Here is a 21,506-nt window from a genome sequence, read left to right on the forward strand (position 1 = left end):
GAGGGGGCACCGGTCGGAGACGGCCGGTCCGGAAGGAACGGGGAACGCCACCCGCGAGGAGTCACCAGCTGTCGGTGGACAGGAGTTCGGCCAGCCACCGCGGCACGTACTCCGCGTAGGTCGCACGCTCGGTGGCGTTCGCCCCGGTGAGTGCTCGCTGCCAGGCGAGCGCCCGACCGATCTTGGCCAGCTGGGTGGCCCACCGCATGGCGTCCAGCAGATCGGCGCGGTCGTACTCCGCGCTCCAGGGCTCGAGGTAGGCGTCGCGAAGCTTGAGGAGTTCGGGCGCGTCGGGTGCCAGATCGAGACGTTGGGCGACGTTGCGGAGCGTCCCGACCAGGGTGCCGAACGGATGCGCCACGGAGGCGTCGCCCCAGTCGAGAAAGACGTAGGCCGGTCCGCCGGCCGCCAGCCGGACGAACACGTTGCCGTCGTGGAAGTCGTCGTGTTGCAGCGAGGCACCGATTCCTACCGCGTCGAGGCACTGCGCCCAGACGACGACCTGGGGACCGAGTGCGCGCAGCCGGTGATAGTGCTCGACCGCGAGTCCGTCCCTGGCGCCGAGTCGTAGCCAGGCGGTGTCGGCGAGCAGTCGCGCGAAGTGGCCCGGGATCGTGGCCGGACGCAGGTCCGGAACGCCGAGGGCGATCAGTTCGTGCGCCCGCGGCGCCAGTGAGCGTTGGAGTTCGGCGTACGCCGGAAGCACGTCCAGCCAGCGGCTCACGTCAGGATCGACGTACAACAAGGAACGCAGCGACGTACCGGCGTCGGGTAGCAGGGTCCAGGCGCGGTCGACGTCGATCGCCAGCGGCATCAGGACGTGGGTGCTGGCCGAGCGCCGGAGCGCCGCCAGCAGCCGTGGCTCGTACGCCGTGCCGGGTCCGTTGGCCTTCATCCACACCGAGCCGTCGGTGGTGGGTAGCTCGAGGACCGTCGACCAGGGGCGCAGGTGGGTCTGTGCGAGCGGACCCGTCGGATGCAGGCCGAGATCGTGGAGCGCACGCGCCACCCAGTCCATGGCGCCCGAACGCCACGTCTCGCTGGCCCAGATCCGGGTGTGCGCCTGCGCCGGCCTCATCGTCGGATTCGACCTCCGGTGCGTGTGGTCCGACCGACCACCGCCGAAGCGGCGGCGGTCCGCTCCTGCACCGCAACTTAGCCGATCCCGGCGAGCAGGAACCCCTTCGTCGCCGAGGAGTTCCAGCATCTGAGCCTTCCTACCCGGCTTCGACCCGATGCGGGCGTTGTGCGAGGACAACGCGCTTCGCGGGGTTCGGGTGGAGTGGGCCGTGAAGGCTAGGGTGAAACCGGTTCGCGTGTCCTCACCGAAGGAGAGACCGTGGCAGGGACGGAGGCTGGCCGATGACAGGCCCGATGGCAGGTCCTGCGGCCGGCTCGGTGCGCACCCGCGTCTCGGCGTACGCGGTCGCGGTCGACTCGGAGCGCGTGTTGCTGACCCGACTGTCGGCCACCTCACCCATCTTCGAGCCGGGGTTGTGGCATCTGCCGGGCGGCGGGATCGACCCGGGTGAACAGCCGGTGGACGCGCTGGCCCGCGAACTCCTGGAGGAGACCGGCCTCGAACTCCGAGCGGCTCGGCTCGTCGACGCGCGGAGCTACGCCGCGCACCGACTGGGCGTGAGCTGGCATCTGGTGGCGCTCTTCTACGTCGCCACCCTGCGAGACGCCGGCGTACCGTTCGTCAGCGAGGTCGACGGGACGACGGCTGAGGTCGCCTGGCTGCCGTTGGCCATGCTGGACGACGCGACCCTCTCCCCCGCCGCGCTCGACGGCCTTGGACACGCCCGGGCGGACGGGTCCACGAGTTCGCGGCGCTGAAGCTGCCGACCGTGCTCGTCAGCCCTTGGTGGTGTGGCCGCCACGCCCCTCTTCGTCGTCGGGTGGGAGGAGAACGTCACCGCCCTCGGCCTCGGCGACCAGTCGCTCGGCGTCCCGAGCGAGCAGCAAGCGTTCCTTGACAAGGCGGGTGGCCACGTCGCGGACCGCGGCGACGTACCCCTCGTGGTCGCCGTAGCGTTCCTCCAGGGAGGGACGTGGATCCCCCCGCGTGAGACGTTGCGCCGTCGTCACAGGGAACGCCAGCCAGCTCCCGCGCAGTCCGGCGAGGTCGCCGGCTCCCGGGTCGGTCGCGCGGATGTTCCAGCCCGTGGTGGTCGCGAGGGGTACGGCGTGGTTGGTCGACCGGACGCCGGCGATCTCGTTCCCGTCGGCATCGATCCGGGGCACCAGGATCCGCGCCTCGGGCACCTCCGACGGTACCGGCGGCTCGACGGACACCACGCCGACCAGGTCGCGGCCGTGGAAGCCCGGGCCGGTCTCCAGACGCAAGGGACGGTTGACAAGACCGGAGTAGGTCGCGCCCGGGATGGAGGGCCAGCCGAAGGTGGCCGGGTCGGGCGGGACGAGTGTCTGGTCCGCGAGCCTCGGGAACGCCGACGGTGGCGGCGCCGTCCCGTCACAGACCCACTCGGCGAGGGCGACCAGCAACGCCCGCAGCGTCTCGAAGTACGGGGTCGGGTTGAGCGGGTGCCGGCCCACCTCGAGCAGCGGCTCCTCCGCCGGACCGTGCTGGGTGCCGGTGAGGAAGTAGACGCGGACGTCCGGCGGGATCGGCAGGTCGAACGTTCCAGCGAGGTCGGTGGTGGTGAGGGACATCCGGCCCTGCCAGTACTCCGTCGAGGACACGGTCTGGACGACCAGCGGACGCGTGTCGGTCTCGGTGCAGCGGTCGAGCAGGGAGCCGACCCGGCCGTCGTACCCCAACGCCGTCGCCCAGGTGGTGGGCGACTCGGCCTGCGGGAACAGGTGGTCCTCGTGCTGGCCGTATCCACGGCCCGGCTGGCCGAAGCGGAGGTTGATCGTGGAACGGCCGGTCGCGACGTGGGGAGCCACGCCGTCCCACACGCGACGTCCGCGCAGGTCGGCGTTGTACCCCAGGTGCAGGAAGCCGCGGATGAAGCGCCCGCTCTGCGAGGACCCGAAGGCGGCGGTGGAGGTGATCACGCCGGCGACCGGGTTGGGCGTGCCGCGCGCGTCGCTGTCGGCGTAGCGCAGGAACGACACGAGGTCGCGGGTGGCCACGTATCCGAGCCCCAGGACGAGCGGGTCCCGCGCGGTGTAGAGGAGCTCGTAGATGGCGCCGGGTTCGAACCCGTCCCGCACCGCGAGGTGGACGGGGCTCGGCCGACCCGGCCAGGGCGTGTCGGTGCAGTCCGCGAAGGCCCACTCGGTGGGCGGTAGTTCCACCCGGACGTCGGACTCCCGGGACCGCCGGGTCAGCTTCGCCGCCTGTGGGTCGAGGTCGACGGTGGCATAGCTGGCGTGCGTTCCGGAGTCGACGAAGGCCCCACTCGACAACGTCAGGCTCGGTGCCGGCTCGGACACGACGTACTCCGTCCGCACCAGCCCGGTGATCGGCGTCCCGTCGGCCCACCGTGCGACCGGCACCCGCAGCCGAAGACGGTCCTCACCGGGTAGCACGTCGCCCTGCCAGCCGTGGGCGAGGAGGGTGTATCCCTGCTCCATCGCGAACCCGTCGCCCACGTCGCGGGGGTCGTTCACGTCCTCGACGCCGTGGTTCAGCGTGTCGAGCAGGGTGCGGTTGCCCCGGTTGGGGATGTCGCAGAACAGCAGGCCGCTCGCGTGAGCCGGGTCGGTCGGGGTGAGCAGCACCACGTCGGAGGCGTACTCGACCCGGCCCCGCGCGTTGGTCGGGGCCAATGCGAGGTCGGTGACGAGCGCGCTGCCGGGATGGGCCGGGTCGACCTCACCGTGGGCGGTCGCCACGATCTTGCGGTAGGTGCCGCGCTCGCCGAAGGTCCGGCCGCCGAAGGCCACCGGCTCGACCCGGTGCACCTCGAACCTCGTGATGCCAGGTGGGGACGGTGTCCCCTCCCCCGTTGCCGACATCGTGCCTCCGAGGGTTCGGGACCGGCTGGGACGCTCAGAACAGCGTGTGGGCGACCTCGACGATGCGGTCGTCCTCGTCGACGACCGGGATCAGCCGCCACTTGTCGAACGCCGTACAGGGGTGGGAAATCCCCATGCGCACCAGATCGCCGACGGCGAGACCGGAATCGGCCGGGAGATCGAGGAAGGCGTGCTGGTCGTTGAGCATCGAGACGGTGACCGAACCAGGGTCCGCACGCCGGCTGCCGTCCGGGGCCACGATCTCCTCGACGATGGGCATGGCGACGTCGAAGGCGATGTCGCGCCGACCCGCGCCGACCAGGGCCCGGGTCGGCTCCGGCCGGGACAGCACGTAACCCCAGACCTCCAGGGCGGCACGCAGCTCGTACGGCTCGCCACCGGTGGGCAACGGGGTGGCGTGGCCGTAGAGGCCCTCGTCGTGGGTGACGTAGCCGCCGCTGCGGATGACCGCGGTCGAGCCCGGCACGCCGGCGAACTCCTGGGCGACGACGTCGAAGTAGGTGCTGCCGCCCGCGGACAGCAGGAGCTCACCGTCGGGCGACTGGAGCAGCCCTTCGTCGCGCAGCGCGAGTCCGAGTCCGCGGATCTGCCGGCAGAACTCCGCCGCCGCCTCGAGGTCGGCGTCGGTCCGGCCGTGGCCGAGCACTCCCTCGTAGCCGGTCGCGCCGACGACCATCAGGGTCTCCGCCGCGGCGGCCGCCCGCGCCACCTCCAGTGCCGCCTCGTGGCCGCGCGCACCGGTACGCCGGCCGGGAACGCCGATCTCCACCAGGACGGGCAGCTTCCTGGTGGCTCCGTGCGCCGCCAGCGCGCGGTCGAGCAGGTCGACGTTCTCCGGGCCGTCGACACACACCAGCACGGTGAGGTCCGGGTCGGCGTTCGTCGCGGCGGCCAGCCAGGCGATGCCGGCCGGGTCGACGAGCTGGTTGGCCAGCAGGATCCGGCGTACGCCGACCTCTGCATAGGCGCGGACCTGGCTGATCGTCGCCGCGGTGATCCCCCAGGCACCGGCGCGCAGCTGCCGGGCGGTGACCTCGGGCGACATGGACGTCTTGCCGTGGGGCGCGATGACGACACCCTGGTCGGCGCACCAGGCCGCCATGGTGGCGACGTTGCCCGCGAGCCTGCTCTCCCGCAGCACCATCAGGGGAAACGCCAGCTCGCCCCCGTGCAGGCTGGTCTTGCGGTCGACCAGTTCAGCGGAGGTGATCGGAGCGAGCATGGTGAAACCCTTGTCCGCGGGATCGACCGGGCGCTGGCGCAGCGCCTCCAGGGCGGACTCGAGGGCCTTCGCGTCGTACGCCGCAGTCATCGTCCAGGTTCTCCTCGTCGCAGGGCGCGACCGGGTGTCGCGCCGGTGAGTTCGCCGCGGGCCAGCACGATCTCGCCGGCCACGAGTACGTCACGTACCCCGTCGGCGAGCTGGCGCGGATCGTCGTAGGTCGCGCGGTCGGCGACGGTCTCGGGGTCGACGACCACGATGTCGGCGACGCCCCCCTCGACCAGCCGGCCCCGGTCGGCCAGCTGGAACCGCCGCGCCGGGTGCCCGGCGAGGTGCCAGGCGGCCTGGGACCAGGACCAGTCCCCGAGGTCGCGGGTGTGGTGGCCGAGGAAGCGCGCGAAGGCTCCCCATCCGCGTGGATGCGGGTGGCCGCCGAGGTAGATGGCGTCGGAGCAGGCCAGGTGCCGGTCGTCGCGGATCATCTCGCGCATGTCGGACTCGTCGCCGCCGGGCGCCGGGATGATGACGCCGACGGCGAGGTCGCTGTCGAGCAGCATGTCGCAGAGCAGGTCAGCGAAGCTGAGCTTGGACTTCTCGCAGGCCTGCGCGACCGTGGCCCCCTCGGCCCAGCGGAACTTCTCCCCCGCGACGTTGCCGAGGATCGCGGTCGCGACCTCGGCCTCGATCCTGGGAAACCAGTCGGCCTGCAGCTCCGCCCGCACCCGTGGGTCGGCGAGACGGCGCATCGTCGCGTCGACACCGCCGGCCTGGATCCGTGCCGGCAGCGCCTTCATCGCGAGGATCGTGTTGCCGTAGATGTGCGGGTAAGCGTCGAACGTCGCGTCCACCCCGTCGGCGGCGCAGTCCTCGAGGTGGGCGAGGAGGGGTTCGGCGCGGCCGCGCAGGTGGGACACGTGGATCGGCACGCCCGTCGCCCGGCCGAGCTCGCGGGCCTCCAGCATCCCCGGCGCGGTGCCGCCGTCGTAGCTGCGCAGGTGGCTGACGTAAGGGACGCCGGCCGCGGCGGCGACCCGGCACAGCGCGGCGAGTTCGTCGAAGTCGGCGAAGATCCCCGGGACGTACTCCAGCCCGGTGGACACGCCGACCGCTCCCTCCTCGATGGCCTGCTCGACCAGCCGGACCATCTCCGGCAGCCGGGCGGGACCCGCGTCGTGGTCGTCGGGGCCGAGCACCTCGTGCCGCACCGTGCCGAGCGGGACGAGGTAGGCGACGTTGATCGGCGTACGGCGGTCGTAGTAGGAGAGCAGGCCCGCCACGGTGCAGCCCTCGGCCAGCTCGGGAGGCGGCGGTCCGTCGACGGCGGCGAAGTAGCGCCCGACGTAGGCCGCGGTCGCCGCCGAGGACGGCGCGAAGGACAGCCCGTCCTGGCCGAGAACGACCGAGGTGATGCCCTGCCGCAGCATCGCCTCCTGGACGTCGGGGCGGACGAGGACGGTGTCGGCGTGCACGTGGGAGTCGACGAACCCCGGCATCACGAGGCGGCCGGTGACGTCCATGACGGTGCGGGCGGGTACGTCGTCGCCGAGCCGGCCCACAGCGGCGATCCGGCCGTTGCTGATCGCGAGGTCGGCGGGGTAGACCCCGGCTCCGGTGCCGTCCACGACCGTGCCGCCGGTCAGGAGGATGTCGTAGCCGCTCACTCGCACCTCGCTCCGTCAGCCTGGCCACGTCCGTCGGATGGCGGACTCGTCAGGAGGCTATCCGGTCCGCGCCGATTGAACGCCGATCAGGGGCCCGAGCCCGCGCGCGCGTCGCGGTTCACCCAGGGGGCTCGGGATGCAGCCGTACGGCCTGTCCGGTGGCGCCCGCGGCGTAGATCGCGCAGAGCAGGCGTACGGTCCGGACCCCCTCGGTCACGTCGATGGCCGGCGGCCGACCCTCGCGCAGCGCGTCGAGGACGTCGCGCCACTGCGCGACGTGCCCGTCCAGCCCGATCGCCGCGGGGTCCTGGGCACCGCTCGCCGGACCGGTCGCGGGAGGAGGTGGTGGTACGCCGGGCACGTCCCAGCGGGTCACCTCGACACCCTGGAGTTCGATCGAGCCGCGGCTCGTGAAGAGCGCGAGCCGGGCCGGATCGCCGGGCCGGATCGCCGTCGAGGAGGCCACCAGCGCGAGGGCGCCGGACGCGAAGCGCACCGTCGCCACCGCGGTGTCCTCGGCCCGCAGCAGGTCACGGTCGTGGCCGAGGGTGTCGTACTGCGCCGTCACCTCCACCGGCACGCCCAGGAACCATTGCAGCAGGTCGATGTTGTGGACCGCCTGGTTCATCACCGAGCCGCCGCCGGACTCCATCCGCGCCCGCCACGGCGACTCCGTGTAGTAGGCGTCGTCCCGGTGCCAGTGGACGAAGGTCTCCCCGAGGATCGGCCTGCCGAGCTTTCCGGCGTCGAGCAGCCGTTTGACGTGGCGGTGGTGGGGTTCGAGCCGCCGCTGCGCCATCACCGAGACCTGTCGGCCGGCTCTCGCCGCGGCCCAGGCGACCTCCTGCGCGGCGGCGACGTCCAGCGCGAGCGGCTTCTCCACGACGATGTTGCTGCCGGCCGCGAGGGCGGCGACGGTCTGCGGCGCGTGTGTGGGCGTCGGGCCACAGAGCACCACGATGTCGAGGTCGTCACGGCCGACGATCTCCTCGGGCCTCGCGCGTGCGGCCTCGGGCCAACCGAGTTCGGCGAGATCGACACCGGATCCCCCGCTCACGACGACGAGATCCACCTCGTCACGCAGGAGCGCGAGGACGCGGGCGTGGGTGACGCCGATGCTGCCCAGGCCGACCAACCCGACACGCCGTCTCAACTGGGCCTCCATGCAGGTTTCGCTCTGGTCCGGGCGCGTTGGCCGGGCTCCGGTCGGGGCGTGACCGTCCGGAGCCCGTGCACTGAGGGTATTACAGTCCGGACCGTAATGCTGGTAGTGCTGTCGCGCGTCGGCCGGACTCTCCCGCGCCTCCTCGCCATCCTCCCTGACGGCGTCCGCTCTCGGGCGCGGTTCGTCGGCGACGGCGAGCGCTCCACCGAGGAACTCTGGAGCTACCCCAGGTGTGAGGCATGGGATCAGATCATGCCCCGGAGGCCGCCGAGTAATCTTGCCGAACGCGATGAGTGCTGATCCGCGGCCGAACGGAACACCCCCACCGTCCGGCGCAACGCTGCAGTGGGTACGCGAGGTCATGGGTGCGGGCAGTCTGATCGCTTCCGTGCGTCTGATGAGCGTCGATTCGACGACCCTCCACGCGGTCGACGTCCTGGGACCCACCGGAGTGATCCACCAACTCACGCTGCGCCGTTTCCATCGAGCCGACCGGCTGCGCACCGACCCGTGGTACGTGCCCGCGAACGAAGCCACCGTGCTCGGACTGTTGGGCAGCACGGAGGTGCCCGCGCCACGACTCGTCGCCGCGGACACGGCGGCGACCATGTGTGACCTGCCGACGCTGCTCACCACCCGCCTACCCGGTACCCCGCCGACGTCGGCGGAGCCGGTCGTCCTGGCCGCGCTCGCGGAGACCCTCGCGGGCATCCACCGCGTCGACCTCCCCGTCGTCCGCGCGCTCCCGCCGTACCGGCCCTACTACGACCCGCAACTCGACGGCCACCGGCGACCGCCCACCTGGTCCTCCAACCCGGGGCTGTGGAACCGCGTCTTCGAGATCCTCCTGGCCGGGCCACCGACCGCCAACCTCGGCTTCATCCACCGCGACTACCACCCGGGCCAGACCCTCTGGGAGGGCGACCGCCTCATCGGCGTCGTCGACTGGACGACCGGCTGCCTCGGTCCGCGCGGGATCGACCTGGCCCGGATGCGGCTCAACCTGGCCGGCCGGTACGGCGCGGAGGTGGCCGACCACTTCCTCGCGCTCTACCGGGCCGCGGGCGCACCCGACGCGCACCACCCGTACTGGGACCTGCTCGACGCCTCGGACGGAATCGTCGACCTCCCCGAGCCCAGCACCCCCGCGTCCCGCCTCGAGTACGGCCGCTTCGAGGACTGGGTAGCGCGGACCGCGGCACAGCTGTAGCGCAGCCTGTAGCTCCGCCGGTAGCCCGGTCCGTCCGCGGTCGAGTAGCGGAGGAGCGCGCCGGCGGATAGCCTGCTCCGCCTGATCGGACGGCGGACCGCGGCGCCCTCTGGCCCGCCCCCGGCGGTGGCCAGGTCGGCGCGGCCGCCGGAAATGTCCCAACCGCGCCTCCGACGAGGAACGCCGGCAGCGTGGTGGACTGAATCCTCCCGGTGGACAACGGCTAGCGGACAGGCGGTACGCGCGGTGAGGACACAGCCGTGACAGCAGACCTGGCTCCCCAGGCCGGCGCGTTCGTCCGCGCCCACACCGAGCTGCGCCCGGTCCCCGGCGTACCGGAGATCTCGCTTCACTTGGCCGACGACGCGATCGAGCTGTGGCAGGAGGTCGAGGCGGCCTTCGGGCTGGACGACACACCACCGCCGTTCTGGGCCTTCGCGTGGGCCGGCGGTCAGGCGCTCGCCCGCTACGTCCTCGACCATCCGCAGCGCCTCGCGGGAGCGCGCGTGCTGGATCTCGCCGCGGGCTGTGGGCTGGTGGCGGTCGCGGCGGCCAAGGCGGGTGCGACGTCCGTCACGGCGAACGACCTCGAGCCGCTGGCCGCGGCGGCGATCGAGCTGAACGCCGAGGCGAACGCCGTCACGGTCAAGCCGTATCTCGGTGACCTGCTCGGGGAGACCAGCGTGGACGCCGACGTGGTGCTCGCCGGCGACATCTTCTACGAGCGGCACACGGCCGAACGCGTTCTGCCGTTCCTCCAGCGGGCGCATGCCGGCGGCGCGCTCGTCCTGGTCGGTGACCCCGGCCGCGCCTACCTTCCGCGCGAGCGGTTCGAGTCGGTGGCGACCTACACGATGCCCATGGCCGCCGCGCTCGAGGACGCCGACGTGAAGCAGACCACCGTGTGGAGCCTCACGGACTGAGCGCCTCCCGGCAAGCCCTCCGGCGACAACCCCGAACGAACGGCTCCGCAACTTCCCACCAGTTTTGGGCGACTCCGCGCAACTTCGTGGCAGCGGGCCCGACGGCCTGCCATGATCAACTCGCGCGTTCGACTCGCGCGGTCTTCTCGGCGATCGACACCCCGACACTCGAGGGACGGAGTGCCCGCATGCCCGCGCGACCTGATCCGTTGCCGCCAGCACCGCCAGGCCACCGGCGCCGATCGTTCCTCGCCCTGAGTGGGGTGAGTGCCGCGGCGTTCGCGCTCGGAACCGGGCGGGCGGTGGCGGACGACCGGACGACCGGCGTACCGGCCGACCCGTTCCAGCTCGGCGTCGCCTCCGGAGAGCCCGAGCCTGACGGCGTGGTGTTGTGGACCCGACTCGCTCCGGACCCCCTCGCCGAGGACGGCCACGGCGGGATGCCGCTCCGCCCGACGAGCGTGCAGTACGAAGTGGCCGAGGACGAACGCTTCACCCGGATCGCCGCCCGCGGAGCCGCCCTCGCGACACCGGAGCTCGGCCACTCGATCCACGTGGAGGTCCGGGGGCTCGCCCCCGCGCGGGAGTACTTCTACCGGTTCCGGGCCGGCCGCGACATCAGCCCGGTCGGGCGGACGAAGACCGCTCCCGCGGCCGACGCGTCGCCCGCGGCGTTCCGCTTCGCGGCCGCGTCCTGCCAGGCCTGGTACCACGGATACTTCACCGCCTACCGGCACATGGCGGAGGAGGACCTCGACGTGGTCTTCTTCCTCGGCGACTACATCTACGAGTACGCCATCAACGCGTCCAACCTGTGGCGGGAGGGTGTCAGCGTCGCCGCGGCCCACAACGCGGACGTGCTGACGCTGGAGCAGTACCGCCTGCGGTACGCCCTGTTCAAGTCCGACCCCGACCTGCAGCGGCTCCACGCTCGGGTGCCGTGGATCGTGACCAGCGACGACCACGAGGTCGTCAACAACTACGCCGCCGACTTCCCGCAGTACGACGTCTCCCCCGAGGACTTCCTGCGCCGCCGTTCGGTCGCCTACCGCGCCTACTACGAGAACCTCCCGCTGCGCGCGGCCCTGCTGCCCAGCGGACCGGCGATGCCGCTCTACCGTCGGCTGCGCTACGGCCGCCTCGCGGCACTGCACGTCCTCGACACCCGCCAGTACCGCGACGACTACCCCTGTGACGGCGCGGCGACCGGTACCTGCGACGAGGCGAACGACCCGAACCGCTCGATCCTCGGGCCGGACCAGGAGCGTTGGTTGTTCGACGGTCTCGGCGCCTCGGACACGACGTGGAACGTCCTCACCCAGCAGGTGGTGATGGCCTCGATCGACCGGACCATCGGGGCCGGAACGTCCTACAGCTTCGATCAGTGGGACGGCTTCACCGCCTGCCGAGACCGGCTCTTCGACGTGATCCAGCAACGTCGGGTCGCCAACCCGGTGGTCCTCACCGGCGACATCCACCGCAGTGTCGCCGCGGAGCTGAAGGCGGACTGGACCGACCCCGACTCGGCGACCGTCGGCACCGAGCTCATCGCCTCCTCGATCGGCTCCAACGGCGACGGCACCGACACCGACAGCCTGGGTCCGATCTGGCTGTCCAACCCGCACGTCAAGCTCTACAACGCCCGGCGCGGCTACGTGAGCTGCACGATGACACCGACGGAGCTGACCTCCGACTTCCGCGTCGTGCCGTACGTCCAGCGGCAGGGCGCGCCGATCAACTCCCTCGCCCGCTTCGTCACCGAAGCCGGTCGCCCCGGCCTGAACCCCGCGTGACCAGGAGGACGGACATGACCACCTTCACGAGGCGTTCCGCCCTCGGCCTGGGTGAGCAGCCGGCCCCGGTTCGCCGCCTCACCGCCTCCGGCGGTATCGGCCGGATCGAGGTCAGCTTCGAACACCCGCACTCCTACGACCCCCAGATCGACCACTACGCCGTCCACGCCTCGCGGACGCCGGGCTTCACTCCGAGCGCCGAGAACCTGCTCGCCAAGACCGTCTACACGACGTTCCGCCACGACAGGCTCGGCGGGCAGGCGCAGGCGTGGCACTACCGGGTCGTCGTGGTCGCCGCGTCCGGGAGAAGGAGTGGCCCCTCGACGGAGGTCGCCGGCAGTAGCATCGCGTCGGTGGCGTTCTCCGGCGAGCCGGTCGCCACCGTCGGCACGTTCGACCACCGGAGCCTGGAGTTCGCGCTCGCGCCGAACGGATCCGCGCAGTACCCCACGCGCTTCCCGAACGACGTGGACCTCACCGCCGGCGTCGACGACCCGAAGACCGACTGGTCCTACATCCACCCAGGGCCGGCCGACGCGTGGGCGGGCCGCAAGGAGCACCGGGCGACGTTCCGTTTCCCACTCTCGGCGGTCCCGACCGGTGAGCTGTGGCTCGCGATGTGGTTGATCGACACCCACGCGACGATTCCGGGACGGGCGAGGCTCGCCCTGAACGGCACCGCCGTGCGCGACATCGTCTTCGAGCCCGGCGCGACCCGCGGGTCGTTGGAGGGTGACGCCAACCTGCCCGGCAGCCCGCTGCGTCCGTCGTACGTCGAACTCGCCCTGCCCACCCAGGCGCTGGTGAGCGGGGAGAACGTGCTCACCCTCGACAAGTACGACGGCTCCTGGCACGTCTACGACGCGCTCGGGGTCTTCCTGCGCCGCTGACGCGACACGCCGGCACGGAACGGGACGGGAATAACGAGGCCAACACCGCCTCTTGCCACGGTTGTGACGATCAGCCTGCACGCCTTCCTCGGAATCGCCGCCGTCGCCATCGGCCTCGTGCTCACCCCCGGACCGAACATGATCTACCTCGTCTCCAGGTCGGTGACGCAGGGACGCCGCGCCGGCATGATCTCCCTGGCCGGTGTGGCGGCCGGGTTCCTGGTCTACCTCGTGGCCGCGACCGCCGGGATCGCGACGATCTTCTCCCTCGTCCCCGCCGTCTACACGGCCCTCAAGCTGGCCGGGGCGGCGTACCTGCTCTGGCTCGCCTGGAAGGCCGTGCGACCGGGTGGGGACTCGGCGTTCTCCCCCAAGGCGCTGCCGGCCGACCCGCCTCGCAAGCTGTTCGCCATGGGGCTGGTCACCAACCTGTTGAACCCCAAGATCGCGATCCTCTACGTCTCGCTGCTGCCGCAGTTCGTCGACCCGGCCCGCGGACACGTCGCGGCCCAGAGCCTGACCCTGGGTGTCACCCAGATCGTGGTCGCGCTGACCGTGAACGCCGTGATCGTGCTGACGGCGGGCTCCATCGCGGCCTTCCTCTCCCGGCGGCCCACCTGGCTGCGCGTGCAGCGGTACGTGATGGGCACGGTTCTCGCCGCGCTGGCGATCCGGATCGCCGCCGACCGCTCCCGCGCCGTCGTCGCGACGCCCTGACCCGTACTGGCCGGCCCGCTCGAAGGCCCGCGCCGCCGCCCGGTTCGGGCGCCGCCCGGCTCAGGCCGGTCCACCCGGGCGGGCCCGCCCGCTTGTTCAGGCCTTCTCGGTGCCGCCGGGCTGATCCTGCTGCCAGGCGGCCAGCACCTCGAGCACGCGGGCGCGCCCGGTCTCCCGGTCGAGCCCGAGCGCGGCGAGGATCTGCGCCGCAATCGATTCCGGGTCGCGGTACATCGCCAGCAGTAGATGCTCGGTGCCGATGTAGTTGTGCCCGAGCTTCAACGCCTCGCTCAGGGCGAGTGTCAGGACGGCCGCCGCCCGCGGTGTGAAGGACCGGTGGCTCTCGGCGGGCGCGGAACCCTGCCCGACCCGGGCGACCACCGCGGCCTCGACCAGGTCGCGGGTGGCCGACGCGGCGAGCAGAACCCCGGTCGCGACGCTCTCGGGCTCGGCGTAGAGGCCGAGCAGGAGGTGTTCGGTCCCGACGTAGTTGTGCCCGAGCGCGGCCGCCGCGGGCTTGGCGGCCTCGAGCGTGTGACGTGCCCGGTCGGTGAACCGCTGGAGGGTGGGCGCCTCCTCGCCGAGGGGGAAGTTGCCCGCGAAGCGCTTGTGAACGGCCTGTTTGGTGACGCCGAGAACGTTGCTGATCTCGGTCCAGGACCGGCCGCTGCCGCGGGCGCGGTCGACGTAGTGCCCGAGGAGGGCGTCGCCGGTGTCGTTGAGCTCGCTGACCATCGCGCGTGCGGTGGCCAACTGCTCGAGCACGTCGTCGGCGCCGGCATCCCGCCGGACGATCTCGATGAGGTCCTGAAGGCTGGGTGCGGGTGTCATGAGTCAACCCTAGGTTGACCCAAGATCAAGAGTCAACCCTAGGTTGATGGTCATCCGGGTTGCGTCGCCTCAGCGTCAGTGCAGCGAACAGGGCATACTTCCGGCGTGCCCGGTACGTCACAAAAACGTCACTACCCGTTCCTCGACCACGACGGTCCGCTCGCCTTCGCGCACCGAGGCGGCGCCCTCTACGAGCCCAACCTCGGCATCGAGAACTCCATGCGAGCCTTCGCGAACGCGATCGAGCTCGGCTACCAGTACCTCGAGACCGACGTGCACGCCACGTCCGACGGCGTCCTCGTGGCGTTCCACGACGAGGACCTCGACCGGGTGACCGACCGCACCGGACGCATCGCCGAGCTGCCCTACACCGAGGTCGCGCAGGCCCGTATCGGTGGCCGCGAGCCCATCCCGACGCTCGAGGAGATCCTCGGCACCTGGCCACAGGCGCGGGTCAACATCGACGTCAAGCACGAGAACGCCATCCGCCCGCTGGCCGAGACGATCGTCCGGACCGCCGCGCACGATCGGGTCTGCGTGTCGTCCTTCTCCAGCAGTCGGGTCCACGCCGTACGGCGGATCCTCGGCCCACGGGTCGCGACCGGCCTGTCCCCCGTGGGCATCGTCTTCGTCAAACTGCCGCTTCCCCGCGTGCTCGCCGGGCTCCTCACCAGCGACGCGCCCTGCGTCCAGGTCCCGGCCAGCTACCGCGGCTTCCGCCTGGTCACCCCGGGTTTCGTCGAGCGCGCGCACGGGCTCGGCAAGCAGGTCCACGTGTGGACGGTCGACGAGGCGGAGGTGATGGTCGACCTGCTCGACCAGGGCGTCGACGGCCTGATCAGTGACCGCATCGACACACTCCGCGAAGTGCTCGTCGCCCGTGCCCAATGGGCGTCATGATCGTCCCCATGACCGCGACAACGGCGTCGCATCCCGACTCGGCCGCACGGCTTCGGGAGCAACGCGCCTGGTACTTCTACGACTGGGCCAACTCGGCGTACGTCACCACCGTCCTCACGGTGCTGTTCAGTCCCTACCTCGCCTCCATCGCCGAGACCGCCGCCTGTGGCGCGCCGGGAACGCCGGAGAACCCGTGCACGACGAACCTCCGCGTCCTCGGCCTTCCGCTCTCGCCCGGCTCGCTGCCGCTGTACGTCATCACGGCGACCACCCTGCTGTCCGCGCTGTTCCTGCCGGTCGTCGGCGCGATCGCCGACCGCTCCCACCACAAGAAGCACGTCCTCGGCGGCTTCGCCTGGGTGGGGGCGGCCGCCGCGGCCTCGATGGTGTTCGTCGCGGGCACGAACTGGCAGCTCGGCGTCGCCCTGCTGTTCGTGGGCAACGTCTGTCTCGCGTCCTCGCTCGTGGTCTACGACGCGATCCTGTGTGAGATCGCCACCGCCGACGAGCGCGACCGCGTGTCCTCACGCGGCTGGGCGCTCGGCTACCTCGGCGGCGGCCTGCTGCTGGTCGTCAACCTCGGCCTCGTGCAGGGACATGCCGTGCTCGGCCTCTCCACCGACACCGCGGTCCGGATCAGCCTGCTCTCGGCCGGCCTGTGGTGGGGAGCCTTCACGCTCATCCCGTTCCTCGGGCTGCGCAACCGGCCACCCGTCGCGGTGGTTCCGGAGCATGGCCGGTTCGTCCGCCAGAGTGTGGGTCAGCTGCTCACGACGCTGCGAGAGGCCCGCGCCTACCCGATGACGCTGCTGTTCCTCGCGGCGTACCTCTTCTTCAACGACGGCGTGCAGACCGTCATCTACGCCTCCTCCGTCTACATCGCGAGCCAGTTGGGCCTCGGGCAGACCGTTCTCATCGCGACGATTCTGCTGGTCCAGTTCGTCGCCTTCGGAGGTGCGTTGCTCTTCGGCCGGATCGCCGGACGGTTCGGCAGCCGCCACACCATCCTGGTCGCGCTGTGGGTGTGGGTGGCGGTGGTGGTCGCCGCCTACTTCCTGCCCGCCCGCCAGGTGGCGCCGGTCCTCCTGCTCGGCGTCGCCATCGGCCTCGTCCTCGGCGGGACGCAGGCGCTGTCCCGGTCGCTCTACAGCCAGTTCGTCCCGCGCGGACGGGAGGCGGAGTACTTCAGCCTGTACCAGACCTGCGAACGCGGCACCAGCTGGCTCGGCACCCTCGTCTTCGGCGTGGTGCACCAGCTGACGCACTCCTATCGCCCGGCGATCATCGCGCTCATCGCGTTCTTCGTGGTGGGGTTCGTGCTCCTCGCCCGGGTCGATCCCCACCGCGCCATCCGCGACGCCGGCAACGAACCCCCCACAGTCATCTGACCGAGCCTCATCCGGCCTTGGTGCGGAGCGGGATGCTCCGCACCAGGCCCCAGGTCAGCCCGCCACCGAGCAGCAGGCTGCCGGCACAGATCCCCAGCGCCAGCAGGGCGATCAGGACCTCCTCGAACAACGGGCTCATCTCCTCGATCAGATGCGTGGAGATGACGACCGTGCGGGGACGGGCCATGAGGTCCTCGAGCAGTGCGTCGTGAAAGGCCGTCCGGGACGGCGCGTCCATGCCGAGGTGGGACTCATCGAACATCGTCACCGGTACTCTGCTGGCCAGGCCGACGACGATCCCGAACGCCGAACGCTGGCCGCGTGACAGGTCACCGATCCGCTTGTCCAGCGGAAGGCTGAAGCGGTCGAGCAGCGTGGCGGCGTAGTTCTCGTCCCAGTCCGGCCGCAGCCGGCGCGCGATCCGCAGCGCCTCGTTCACCTTCTCACTTCGATCCGCCGCGTCGCCGGTCTCCCGGACGAGACAGACCTGGCTGGTGATGGCCGCGTTCTCGAACACCGGCTGCCCGTCGATCAGCACGGTCCCGGCCGATGCCTTCCGGAACGCCGCGAGCACCGAGAGCAGGCTGGTCTTCCCGAACCGGTCCGTCCGAGCAGTCCGTAGATCCGGCCGCCGGGCAGGGAGAAGGTGACGTCGTCGAGTGCGGTGGTGTCGTCGTAGCTCAGGGGCAGTCTGTCCACGTCGATGCGCAGGGTCATTGGTGGTCCTTGTCGGTCGGGCCACCTGGGCCTGCCAGTTGCTGGAGCCTCGCGATGACGTCGGGCAGCGGAATTCCGATCGTCCGCGCCTCGGCCACCATCGGGTCGACGACGGTGGTGAAGAACGCTTCCCGGCGCTTCGCCCGCAGGACCTCGCGCGCGTCCGGGCTCACGAACATCCCGATCCCCCGTCTCTTGTAGAGGACGCCCTCGTCGACCAGTTGCGCGAAGGCTTTCCCCGCCGTCGCCGGATTGATCCGGTAGAACGCGGCGTACTGGTTGGTGGACATGACCTGCTCGTCGCCGCCGAGGACGCCGCGCACGACGTCGGACTTGATCCGGTCGGCGATCTGCCGATAGATCGGGCTCTGGTCGTCGAACATCGCGCCCCTGGGTGCCTTGGTTCATTACTTGGGTAACGAACCATACAGCCTCCCCACCCAGGTGGCCCCCGGATGGGGGAGGATGTTTGACTGAGGCCGGACCCGGGCGGATGAAGATTCACTTGTGCGCCCCTGGGGAATCCTGGGCGGGGGCCCAGACGTTAGGCCCATCGAGGTCCATACACGATGGAGGGGGATGGAGAGCTTTATGTCGGAGCGAGCACTACGAGGCTCCAGGCTTGGAGCGGCAAGCTACGAGGATGACCGGGAGATCGCTCCCGCGCCGCGCCAGCTGGTTGGATATGACTGCCCGCATTCCCACCACTTTGACCTACCCTTCGCCGCTGATGCCGAAGTACCGTCCGTTTGGGAATGCCCGCGCTGCGGGGGCGAGGCCGTCCGTGTCGACGGCGACCGTCCCGAGGCCAAGCACGTGAAGCCGCCGCGCACACACTGGGACATGCTGCTCGAACGACGCAGCATCGACGAGCTCGAGCAGCTCCTCTCGGAGCGTCTGGAGTTGCTCCGCTCGGGCCAGATCGGACCGGATCACCTGCACCGTGAGGGTAGTGATCCCAAGACGCCCAAACCGCCGCGTCAGCGCAAGAGCGCCTGACCGAAGCTACCTCGAACCGCGTCGCACCCCCCGGCGGCGCGGTTCGACGCTGTCCGGACACCGACACACACCCTGAGCGGCGTATCAACGCGCGACGACGACACGCCGCCAGCGTGGATGCGGGGGCCTGCGAGCCTAGGAGGAGGGGTGGTCGGTCTTCTGATCGGTCTTCTGAATGATCTCCCCCTGGATGACCGGGCCGGTGGGGCCGGATCCAGGTCCGCCGGGCCCGGGCAGGCCGCCATGGCGCTGCATCATCGCCATTCGGCGGGCGGCGTGCCGGGCCATCGCCCAGGTCAGCAGGCGCCGCGTGAGCCGCCGGGTGAAGGGCGCCGCCAGCAGCAGTCCCACCACGTCGGTGACGAAGCCGGGGACGACGACCAGGGCGCCACCCACGAAGACCAGGCTGGCGTCGACGACCTCGCGGTCGGGTGCACGTCCGCCTTCGACCGCTTCGCGTAGGGCGCGGAAGGTCCGCCGGCCCTCCCGCTTGATCAGCCAGTAACCGCTGGCGCTGACGGCGAGCAGCAGGCCGACCGTCAGCCAGCCACCGATGAGGTGGGCGACGGTGATGATGACGTAGATCTCCAGGGCCGGTACCGCGATCAACGCGAGGAGGAACGGCAACACGATCAGGGCCTCACCTTCGCCGGTCCGATGCCAGCCGTCTTCCCGCGGTCACTTCCCGGGCCTGGCGGAGACGGTGCTGCAGACCCCAGACCGTGACTCGCCGAAGGGACTCGGTCATGACCTGGAGGTTCATCTTGCTGGTTCCGTACTCGCGCTCGAGGAACACAATCGGCACCTCGGTGACCCGGTAGCCGGCCCGGTATGCCCGCCAGGCCAGGTCGATCTGGAAGCAGTAACCAAGGGACTCCACGTCGTGGAGCCCGATGCCCTCCAGGGTAGCTCGACGGAAGGCCCGGAATCCGGCCGTCGCGTCCCTCAGTGGGACACCCAGGGCGATCCGGGCATACAGGTTCGCGCCGCGGGAGAGGACCTCCCGTAGGTGGGACCAGTTCTCCACCCGACCGCCGGGGATCCAGCGCGAACCGATCACGAGGTCGGCTCCGAGCAGACCCTGCAGCAGTTTGACGAGTTCCTCGGGCTGGTGTGAGCCGTCGGCGTCCATCTCGCACAGGACGTCGTACCCGCGGTCGAGTCCCCAGTCGAAGCTTTCGCGGTAGGCGGTGCCGAGCCCGTCCTTGGCGGCACGGTGCAACACGTGGATGTGCGGGTCGGCGGCGGCCAGCCGGTCGGCGATCTGCCCGGTTCCGTCCGGTGAGGCGTCGTCGGTCACCAGCAGGTCAGCTCCGGGAACCGCCTTGCGCAGGCGGGTGACCGTGCGCTCGATGTTCTCGGCCTCGTTGTAGGTCGGCAGGACGACGAGGATCGAACCGAGTCCGGCGTAGGTGTTCTCTGCGGAATTGCTCACCCGGTCGCTCACTCGCTGCCCCCTCCTGTCGGCTGGGCCTTCGGCCCCGCTGGCCCGGCGCCGGCGGATGGCCGCCGGCGGCGGATGAGGGCGGCCACGATCGCGGCCAGCCCGGCGAGGGAGAGCACCCACTCGGGTACCGGACCGAGCCGAGCCGCCAGCGTCGGCGTCGTGCGGAGGGGGACGCGTTCGACGTAGACCTGGCGGGTGGCCTCCTTGGACTGCGCGACGATCTTTCCGTCGGGCGCGATGGCGCCGCTGATGCCGTTGGGTGAAGCCACGAGGGTGGCCTTGCCGTACTCGATCGATCGCAAACGGGTGATCGCGAACTGCTGCTGCGGTTGTCCGGTGTCGGTGTAGGTCGCGTTGTTGGTTTGGACGGTGAGGAACTGGGAGTTGTTGCCCGCGGCGACCTCCCGCACGATCCCGTCGTAGGCGACCTCGAAGCAGATCACCTCGCCGACCCGGTAGCCCGCGATCCGCATCTTGCCGGGCTCGGTGCCCGCGTAGGTGTCGCGCCCGACCAGCTGGAGCCGGTCGATGTAGGGCAGCAACTGCCGCCGGAACGGGATGTACTCGCCGAAGGGCACCGGGTGCTGCTTGGCGTAGATCTGACCGGGCCCGGTCGTCGGGTCCCAGACCACACCGGTGGTACGCCGGTAGTTGGGGCCGGGCCCGTCGAGAACCGCCCCCACCAACACCGGGACCCCGGCCGTCTGGACGGCCTGCTCGACGATGGACCGGGTCTGCGCGTCGGTGAACGGGTCGATGTCGGTGGAGTTCTCCGGCCAGAGGACGAAGTCGGGTTTCGGGAGTTTGCCGGCCCGGACCTCGCGCATGAGCTGCTCGGTCGCCTCGAGGTGGTTCCGCGTCACGGTGCGAGCCCGCCCGAGGAACTCCAGGCCCTTGGACGGCACGTTCCCCTGGACGATCGCGACGGTCGCGAACCCGATGCCCTCCGTCGGCAGCGGCACCAACAGCCCGCCGAACGCGAGGGCGCCGGCCACCGCGACCGCGAAGATCCGCGGCACCGGTCCGCGCCTGCTCGCGACGACCGCCCAGAGCAGGACGTTGCCCGCGAGCGCCACGACGAAGGTGACCAGGGGCACGCCACCCAGGCTGGCGAGAGCCGCCATGGGCGTGTCGTCGAGGGCATAGGCGAGCCGGCCCCACGGGAAGCCACCGAGGGGGAACGACGCGCGGGCGAACTCCACCCCCACCCAGAGCGCGGCGGCCCACAACGGCCACCACCGCAGGCGGGTGACGAGGGTGAGGGCGGCTCCGAGCACCGCGATGAACAGCGCCTCGATCAGGCTCAGCGCGAGCCACGCGTCGACCCCGATCACCCGGACCCACTGCAGGAGCAGGAGCAGGAAGCCCAGGCCGAAGACGAGCCCGAGAAGTGCACCCATCCGCGGCCGGGCGCCCCGGCAGGCGAGGGTGAGGGTGGCGACGGCGAGCGGAGTCGTCCACTCCCATCCGAACGGCGGGAATGCGAGCGCCAGCGCCACTCCGGACGCGACGGCCAGGACGAGCCGGAGCCAGCCCGGAGTGCCTTCTCCAGCCGGCTCCGCGATGGTGGTCGTGGGCGCCTCGGAGCGCACCACGGTGCCGTCCTCGAGCCTCAACGCCACCGTCCTTTGCGAGGTAAGCGGACTTCGCCGGCGGGGCGCCGGTCACGAGCGCCGAGGGCGCACGTGGACG

The 21,506-nt window shown here is 71.1% G+C and carries 21 protein-coding genes; 9 read left to right on the plus strand and 12 right to left on the minus strand.

The features are described 5' to 3' along the window. Positions 1–61: 61 nt before the first annotated feature. Entirely contained in the window at positions 62–1,078 is a 1,017-nt protein-coding gene (locus HEB94_RS35490) for a phosphotransferase family protein (protein WP_192753892.1), read from the minus strand. A gap of 296 nt (positions 1,079–1,374) precedes the next feature. Between HEB94_RS35490 and HEB94_RS35495 the strand changes: the two genes are divergently transcribed. Beyond that, on the plus strand, positions 1,375–1,839 hold the full coding sequence (locus HEB94_RS35495) for an NUDIX domain-containing protein (RefSeq protein WP_192753893.1): 465 nt from the start codon (positions 1,375–1,377) through the stop codon (positions 1,837–1,839). Positions 1,840–1,857: 18 nt separating this feature from the next. Here the strand turns inward: HEB94_RS35495 and HEB94_RS35500 are convergent, their stop codons facing one another. From HEB94_RS35500 to HEB94_RS35515, 4 genes are all read right to left on the minus strand, one after another. Continuing rightward, a complete protein-coding gene (locus tag HEB94_RS35500; protein ID WP_192753894.1) occupies positions 1,858–3,930 on the minus strand; it encodes an alpha/beta hydrolase domain-containing protein in 2,073 nt (690 codons plus the stop codon). Between the two features lie 34 nt (positions 3,931–3,964). After that, positions 3,965–5,263 carry a type III PLP-dependent enzyme domain-containing protein gene (locus HEB94_RS35505; protein WP_192753895.1) on the minus strand — a complete coding sequence of 433 codons (1,299 nt, stop codon included), beginning with the start codon at positions 5,261–5,263 and terminating at the stop codon, positions 3,965–3,967. Then, positions 5,260–6,834, minus strand: coding sequence for an amidohydrolase family protein (locus HEB94_RS35510; RefSeq protein ID WP_192753896.1), 1,575 nt, complete (start codon positions 6,832–6,834; stop codon positions 5,260–5,262). Before HEB94_RS35510 ends, HEB94_RS35505 begins: the two co-directional genes overlap by 4 nt. 118 nt (positions 6,835–6,952) lie before the next feature. Next, entirely contained in the window at positions 6,953–7,987 is a 1,035-nt protein-coding gene (locus HEB94_RS35515) for a Gfo/Idh/MocA family protein (RefSeq protein WP_202896739.1), read from the minus strand. Between the two features lie 409 nt (positions 7,988–8,396). Between HEB94_RS35515 and HEB94_RS35520 the strand changes: the two genes are divergently transcribed. From HEB94_RS35520 to HEB94_RS35540, 5 genes are all read left to right on the plus strand, one after another. Next, positions 8,397–9,209, plus strand: coding sequence for a phosphotransferase family protein (locus HEB94_RS35520; RefSeq protein ID WP_192753898.1), 813 nt, complete (start codon positions 8,397–8,399; stop codon positions 9,207–9,209). Between the two features lie 260 nt (positions 9,210–9,469). Further along, positions 9,470–10,132, plus strand: coding sequence for a class I SAM-dependent methyltransferase (locus HEB94_RS35525; RefSeq protein WP_337918129.1), 663 nt, complete (start codon positions 9,470–9,472; stop codon positions 10,130–10,132). A gap of 188 nt (positions 10,133–10,320) precedes the next feature. Beyond that, positions 10,321–11,925 carry an alkaline phosphatase D family protein gene (locus HEB94_RS35530; protein WP_192753899.1) on the plus strand — a complete coding sequence of 535 codons (1,605 nt, stop codon included), beginning with the start codon at positions 10,321–10,323 and terminating at the stop codon, positions 11,923–11,925. 14 nt (positions 11,926–11,939) lie between these two features. Further along, positions 11,940–12,815 carry a polysaccharide lyase family protein gene (locus HEB94_RS35535; RefSeq protein ID WP_192753900.1) on the plus strand — a complete coding sequence of 292 codons (876 nt, stop codon included), beginning with the start codon at positions 11,940–11,942 and terminating at the stop codon, positions 12,813–12,815. A gap of 63 nt (positions 12,816–12,878) precedes the next feature. Further along, positions 12,879–13,532 carry a LysE family translocator gene (locus tag HEB94_RS35540; protein ID WP_337918130.1) on the plus strand — a complete coding sequence of 218 codons (654 nt, stop codon included), beginning with the start codon at positions 12,879–12,881 and terminating at the stop codon, positions 13,530–13,532. A 96-nt stretch (positions 13,533–13,628) separates the two neighbouring features. On the opposite strand, the gene HEB94_RS35545 is transcribed toward HEB94_RS35540, so the two are convergent. Next, the gene (locus HEB94_RS35545) at positions 13,629–14,363 is read right to left on the minus strand and encodes a Clp protease N-terminal domain-containing protein (protein ID WP_192753901.1); all 735 of its coding nucleotides are present in this window, start codon (positions 14,361–14,363) and stop codon (positions 13,629–13,631) included. Positions 14,364–14,468: 105 nt separating this feature from the next. Here HEB94_RS35545 and HEB94_RS35550 point away from each other — a divergent pair, with 105 nt between their 5' ends. After that, positions 14,469–15,263, plus strand: a complete 795-nt coding sequence (locus HEB94_RS35550; protein ID WP_192753902.1) for a glycerophosphodiester phosphodiesterase — start codon at positions 14,469–14,471, stop codon at positions 15,261–15,263. Positions 15,264–15,271: 8 nt separating this feature from the next. Next, positions 15,272–16,651, plus strand: a complete 1,380-nt coding sequence (locus tag HEB94_RS35555; protein ID WP_192753903.1) for an MFS transporter — start codon at positions 15,272–15,274, stop codon at positions 16,649–16,651. Positions 16,652–16,658: 7 nt separating this feature from the next. On the opposite strand, the gene HEB94_RS35560 is transcribed toward HEB94_RS35555, so the two are convergent. Genes HEB94_RS35560 through HEB94_RS35565 form a run of 3 tightly spaced genes read right to left on the minus strand, consistent with a single transcriptional unit; the run spans position 16,659 to position 17,751 of the window. Continuing rightward, positions 16,659–17,225: an ATP-binding cassette domain-containing protein gene (locus HEB94_RS35560; RefSeq protein ID WP_202896740.1), complete on the minus strand. Its 567-nt coding sequence runs from the start codon at positions 17,223–17,225 to the stop codon at positions 16,659–16,661. Then, positions 17,183–17,368 carry a hypothetical protein gene (locus HEB94_RS49745; RefSeq protein ID WP_202896741.1) on the minus strand — a complete coding sequence of 62 codons (186 nt, stop codon included), beginning with the start codon at positions 17,366–17,368 and terminating at the stop codon, positions 17,183–17,185. Before HEB94_RS49745 ends, HEB94_RS35560 begins: the two co-directional genes overlap by 43 nt. After that, complete coding sequence (locus HEB94_RS35565; RefSeq protein ID WP_192753904.1) at positions 17,365–17,751, minus strand: GntR family transcriptional regulator; 387 nt, start codon at positions 17,749–17,751, stop codon at positions 17,365–17,367. The genes HEB94_RS49745 and HEB94_RS35565 overlap by 4 nt, the downstream gene beginning before the upstream one ends. A gap of 208 nt (positions 17,752–17,959) precedes the next feature. Between HEB94_RS35565 and HEB94_RS35570 the strand changes: the two genes are divergently transcribed. Then, positions 17,960–18,367 carry an RNA polymerase-binding protein RbpA gene (locus HEB94_RS35570; RefSeq protein WP_192756862.1) on the plus strand — a complete coding sequence of 136 codons (408 nt, stop codon included), beginning with the start codon at positions 17,960–17,962 and terminating at the stop codon, positions 18,365–18,367. A 135-nt stretch (positions 18,368–18,502) separates the two neighbouring features. Here the strand turns inward: HEB94_RS35570 and HEB94_RS35575 are convergent, their stop codons facing one another. From HEB94_RS35575 to lnt, 3 genes are read right to left on the minus strand one after another with little or no spacing between them, the layout of a single operon-like run. Next, positions 18,503–18,997: an FxsA family protein gene (locus HEB94_RS35575; protein WP_337918131.1), complete on the minus strand. Its 495-nt coding sequence runs from the start codon at positions 18,995–18,997 to the stop codon at positions 18,503–18,505. Between the two features lie 10 nt (positions 18,998–19,007). After that, on the minus strand, positions 19,008–19,802 hold the full coding sequence (locus tag HEB94_RS35580) for a glycosyltransferase (RefSeq protein ID WP_192753905.1): 795 nt from the start codon (positions 19,800–19,802) through the stop codon (positions 19,008–19,010). Between the two features lie 8 nt (positions 19,803–19,810). Next, positions 19,811–21,430, minus strand: a complete 1,620-nt coding sequence (gene lnt, locus HEB94_RS35585; protein ID WP_192753906.1) for an apolipoprotein N-acyltransferase — start codon at positions 21,428–21,430, stop codon at positions 19,811–19,813. Positions 21,431–21,506 lie beyond the last annotated feature (76 nt).

This window comes from Actinopolymorpha pittospori, assembly GCF_014873875.1.
In the GTDB taxonomy this organism is placed as follows: Bacteria; Actinomycetota; Actinomycetes; order Propionibacteriales; family Actinopolymorphaceae; genus Actinopolymorpha; species Actinopolymorpha pittospori.

Excerpts from the sequence above, each read along its gene's own strand:
- HEB94_RS35505 (WP_192753895.1), bottom strand. The coding sequence starts at position 5,263 with ATGACTGCGGCGTACGACGCGAAGGCCCTCGAGTCCGCCCTGGAGGCG.
- HEB94_RS35530 (WP_192753899.1), top strand. The coding sequence starts at position 10,321 with ATGCCCGCGCGACCTGATCCGTTGCCGCCAGCACCGCCAGGCCACCGG.
- HEB94_RS35490 (WP_192753892.1), bottom strand. The coding sequence starts at position 1,078 with ATGAGGCCGGCGCAGGCGCACACCCGGATCTGGGCCAGCGAGACGTGG.
- HEB94_RS35500 (WP_192753894.1), bottom strand. The coding sequence starts at position 3,930 with ATGTCGGCAACGGGGGAGGGGACACCGTCCCCACCTGGCATCACGAGG.
- HEB94_RS35555 (WP_192753903.1), top strand. The coding sequence starts at position 15,272 with ATGACCGCGACAACGGCGTCGCATCCCGACTCGGCCGCACGGCTTCGG.
- HEB94_RS49745 (WP_202896741.1), bottom strand. The coding sequence starts at position 17,368 with ATGACCCTGCGCATCGACGTGGACAGACTGCCCCTGAGCTACGACGAC.
- HEB94_RS35535 (WP_192753900.1), top strand. The coding sequence starts at position 11,940 with ATGACCACCTTCACGAGGCGTTCCGCCCTCGGCCTGGGTGAGCAGCCG.
- HEB94_RS35570 (WP_192756862.1), top strand. The coding sequence starts at position 17,960 with ATGTCGGAGCGAGCACTACGAGGCTCCAGGCTTGGAGCGGCAAGCTAC.
- HEB94_RS35495 (WP_192753893.1), top strand. The coding sequence starts at position 1,375 with ATGGCAGGTCCTGCGGCCGGCTCGGTGCGCACCCGCGTCTCGGCGTAC.
- HEB94_RS35545 (WP_192753901.1), bottom strand. The coding sequence starts at position 14,363 with ATGACACCCGCACCCAGCCTTCAGGACCTCATCGAGATCGTCCGGCGG.
- HEB94_RS35565 (WP_192753904.1), bottom strand. The coding sequence starts at position 17,751 with ATGTTCGACGACCAGAGCCCGATCTATCGGCAGATCGCCGACCGGATC.
- HEB94_RS35520 (WP_192753898.1), top strand. The coding sequence starts at position 8,397 with ATGAGCGTCGATTCGACGACCCTCCACGCGGTCGACGTCCTGGGACCC.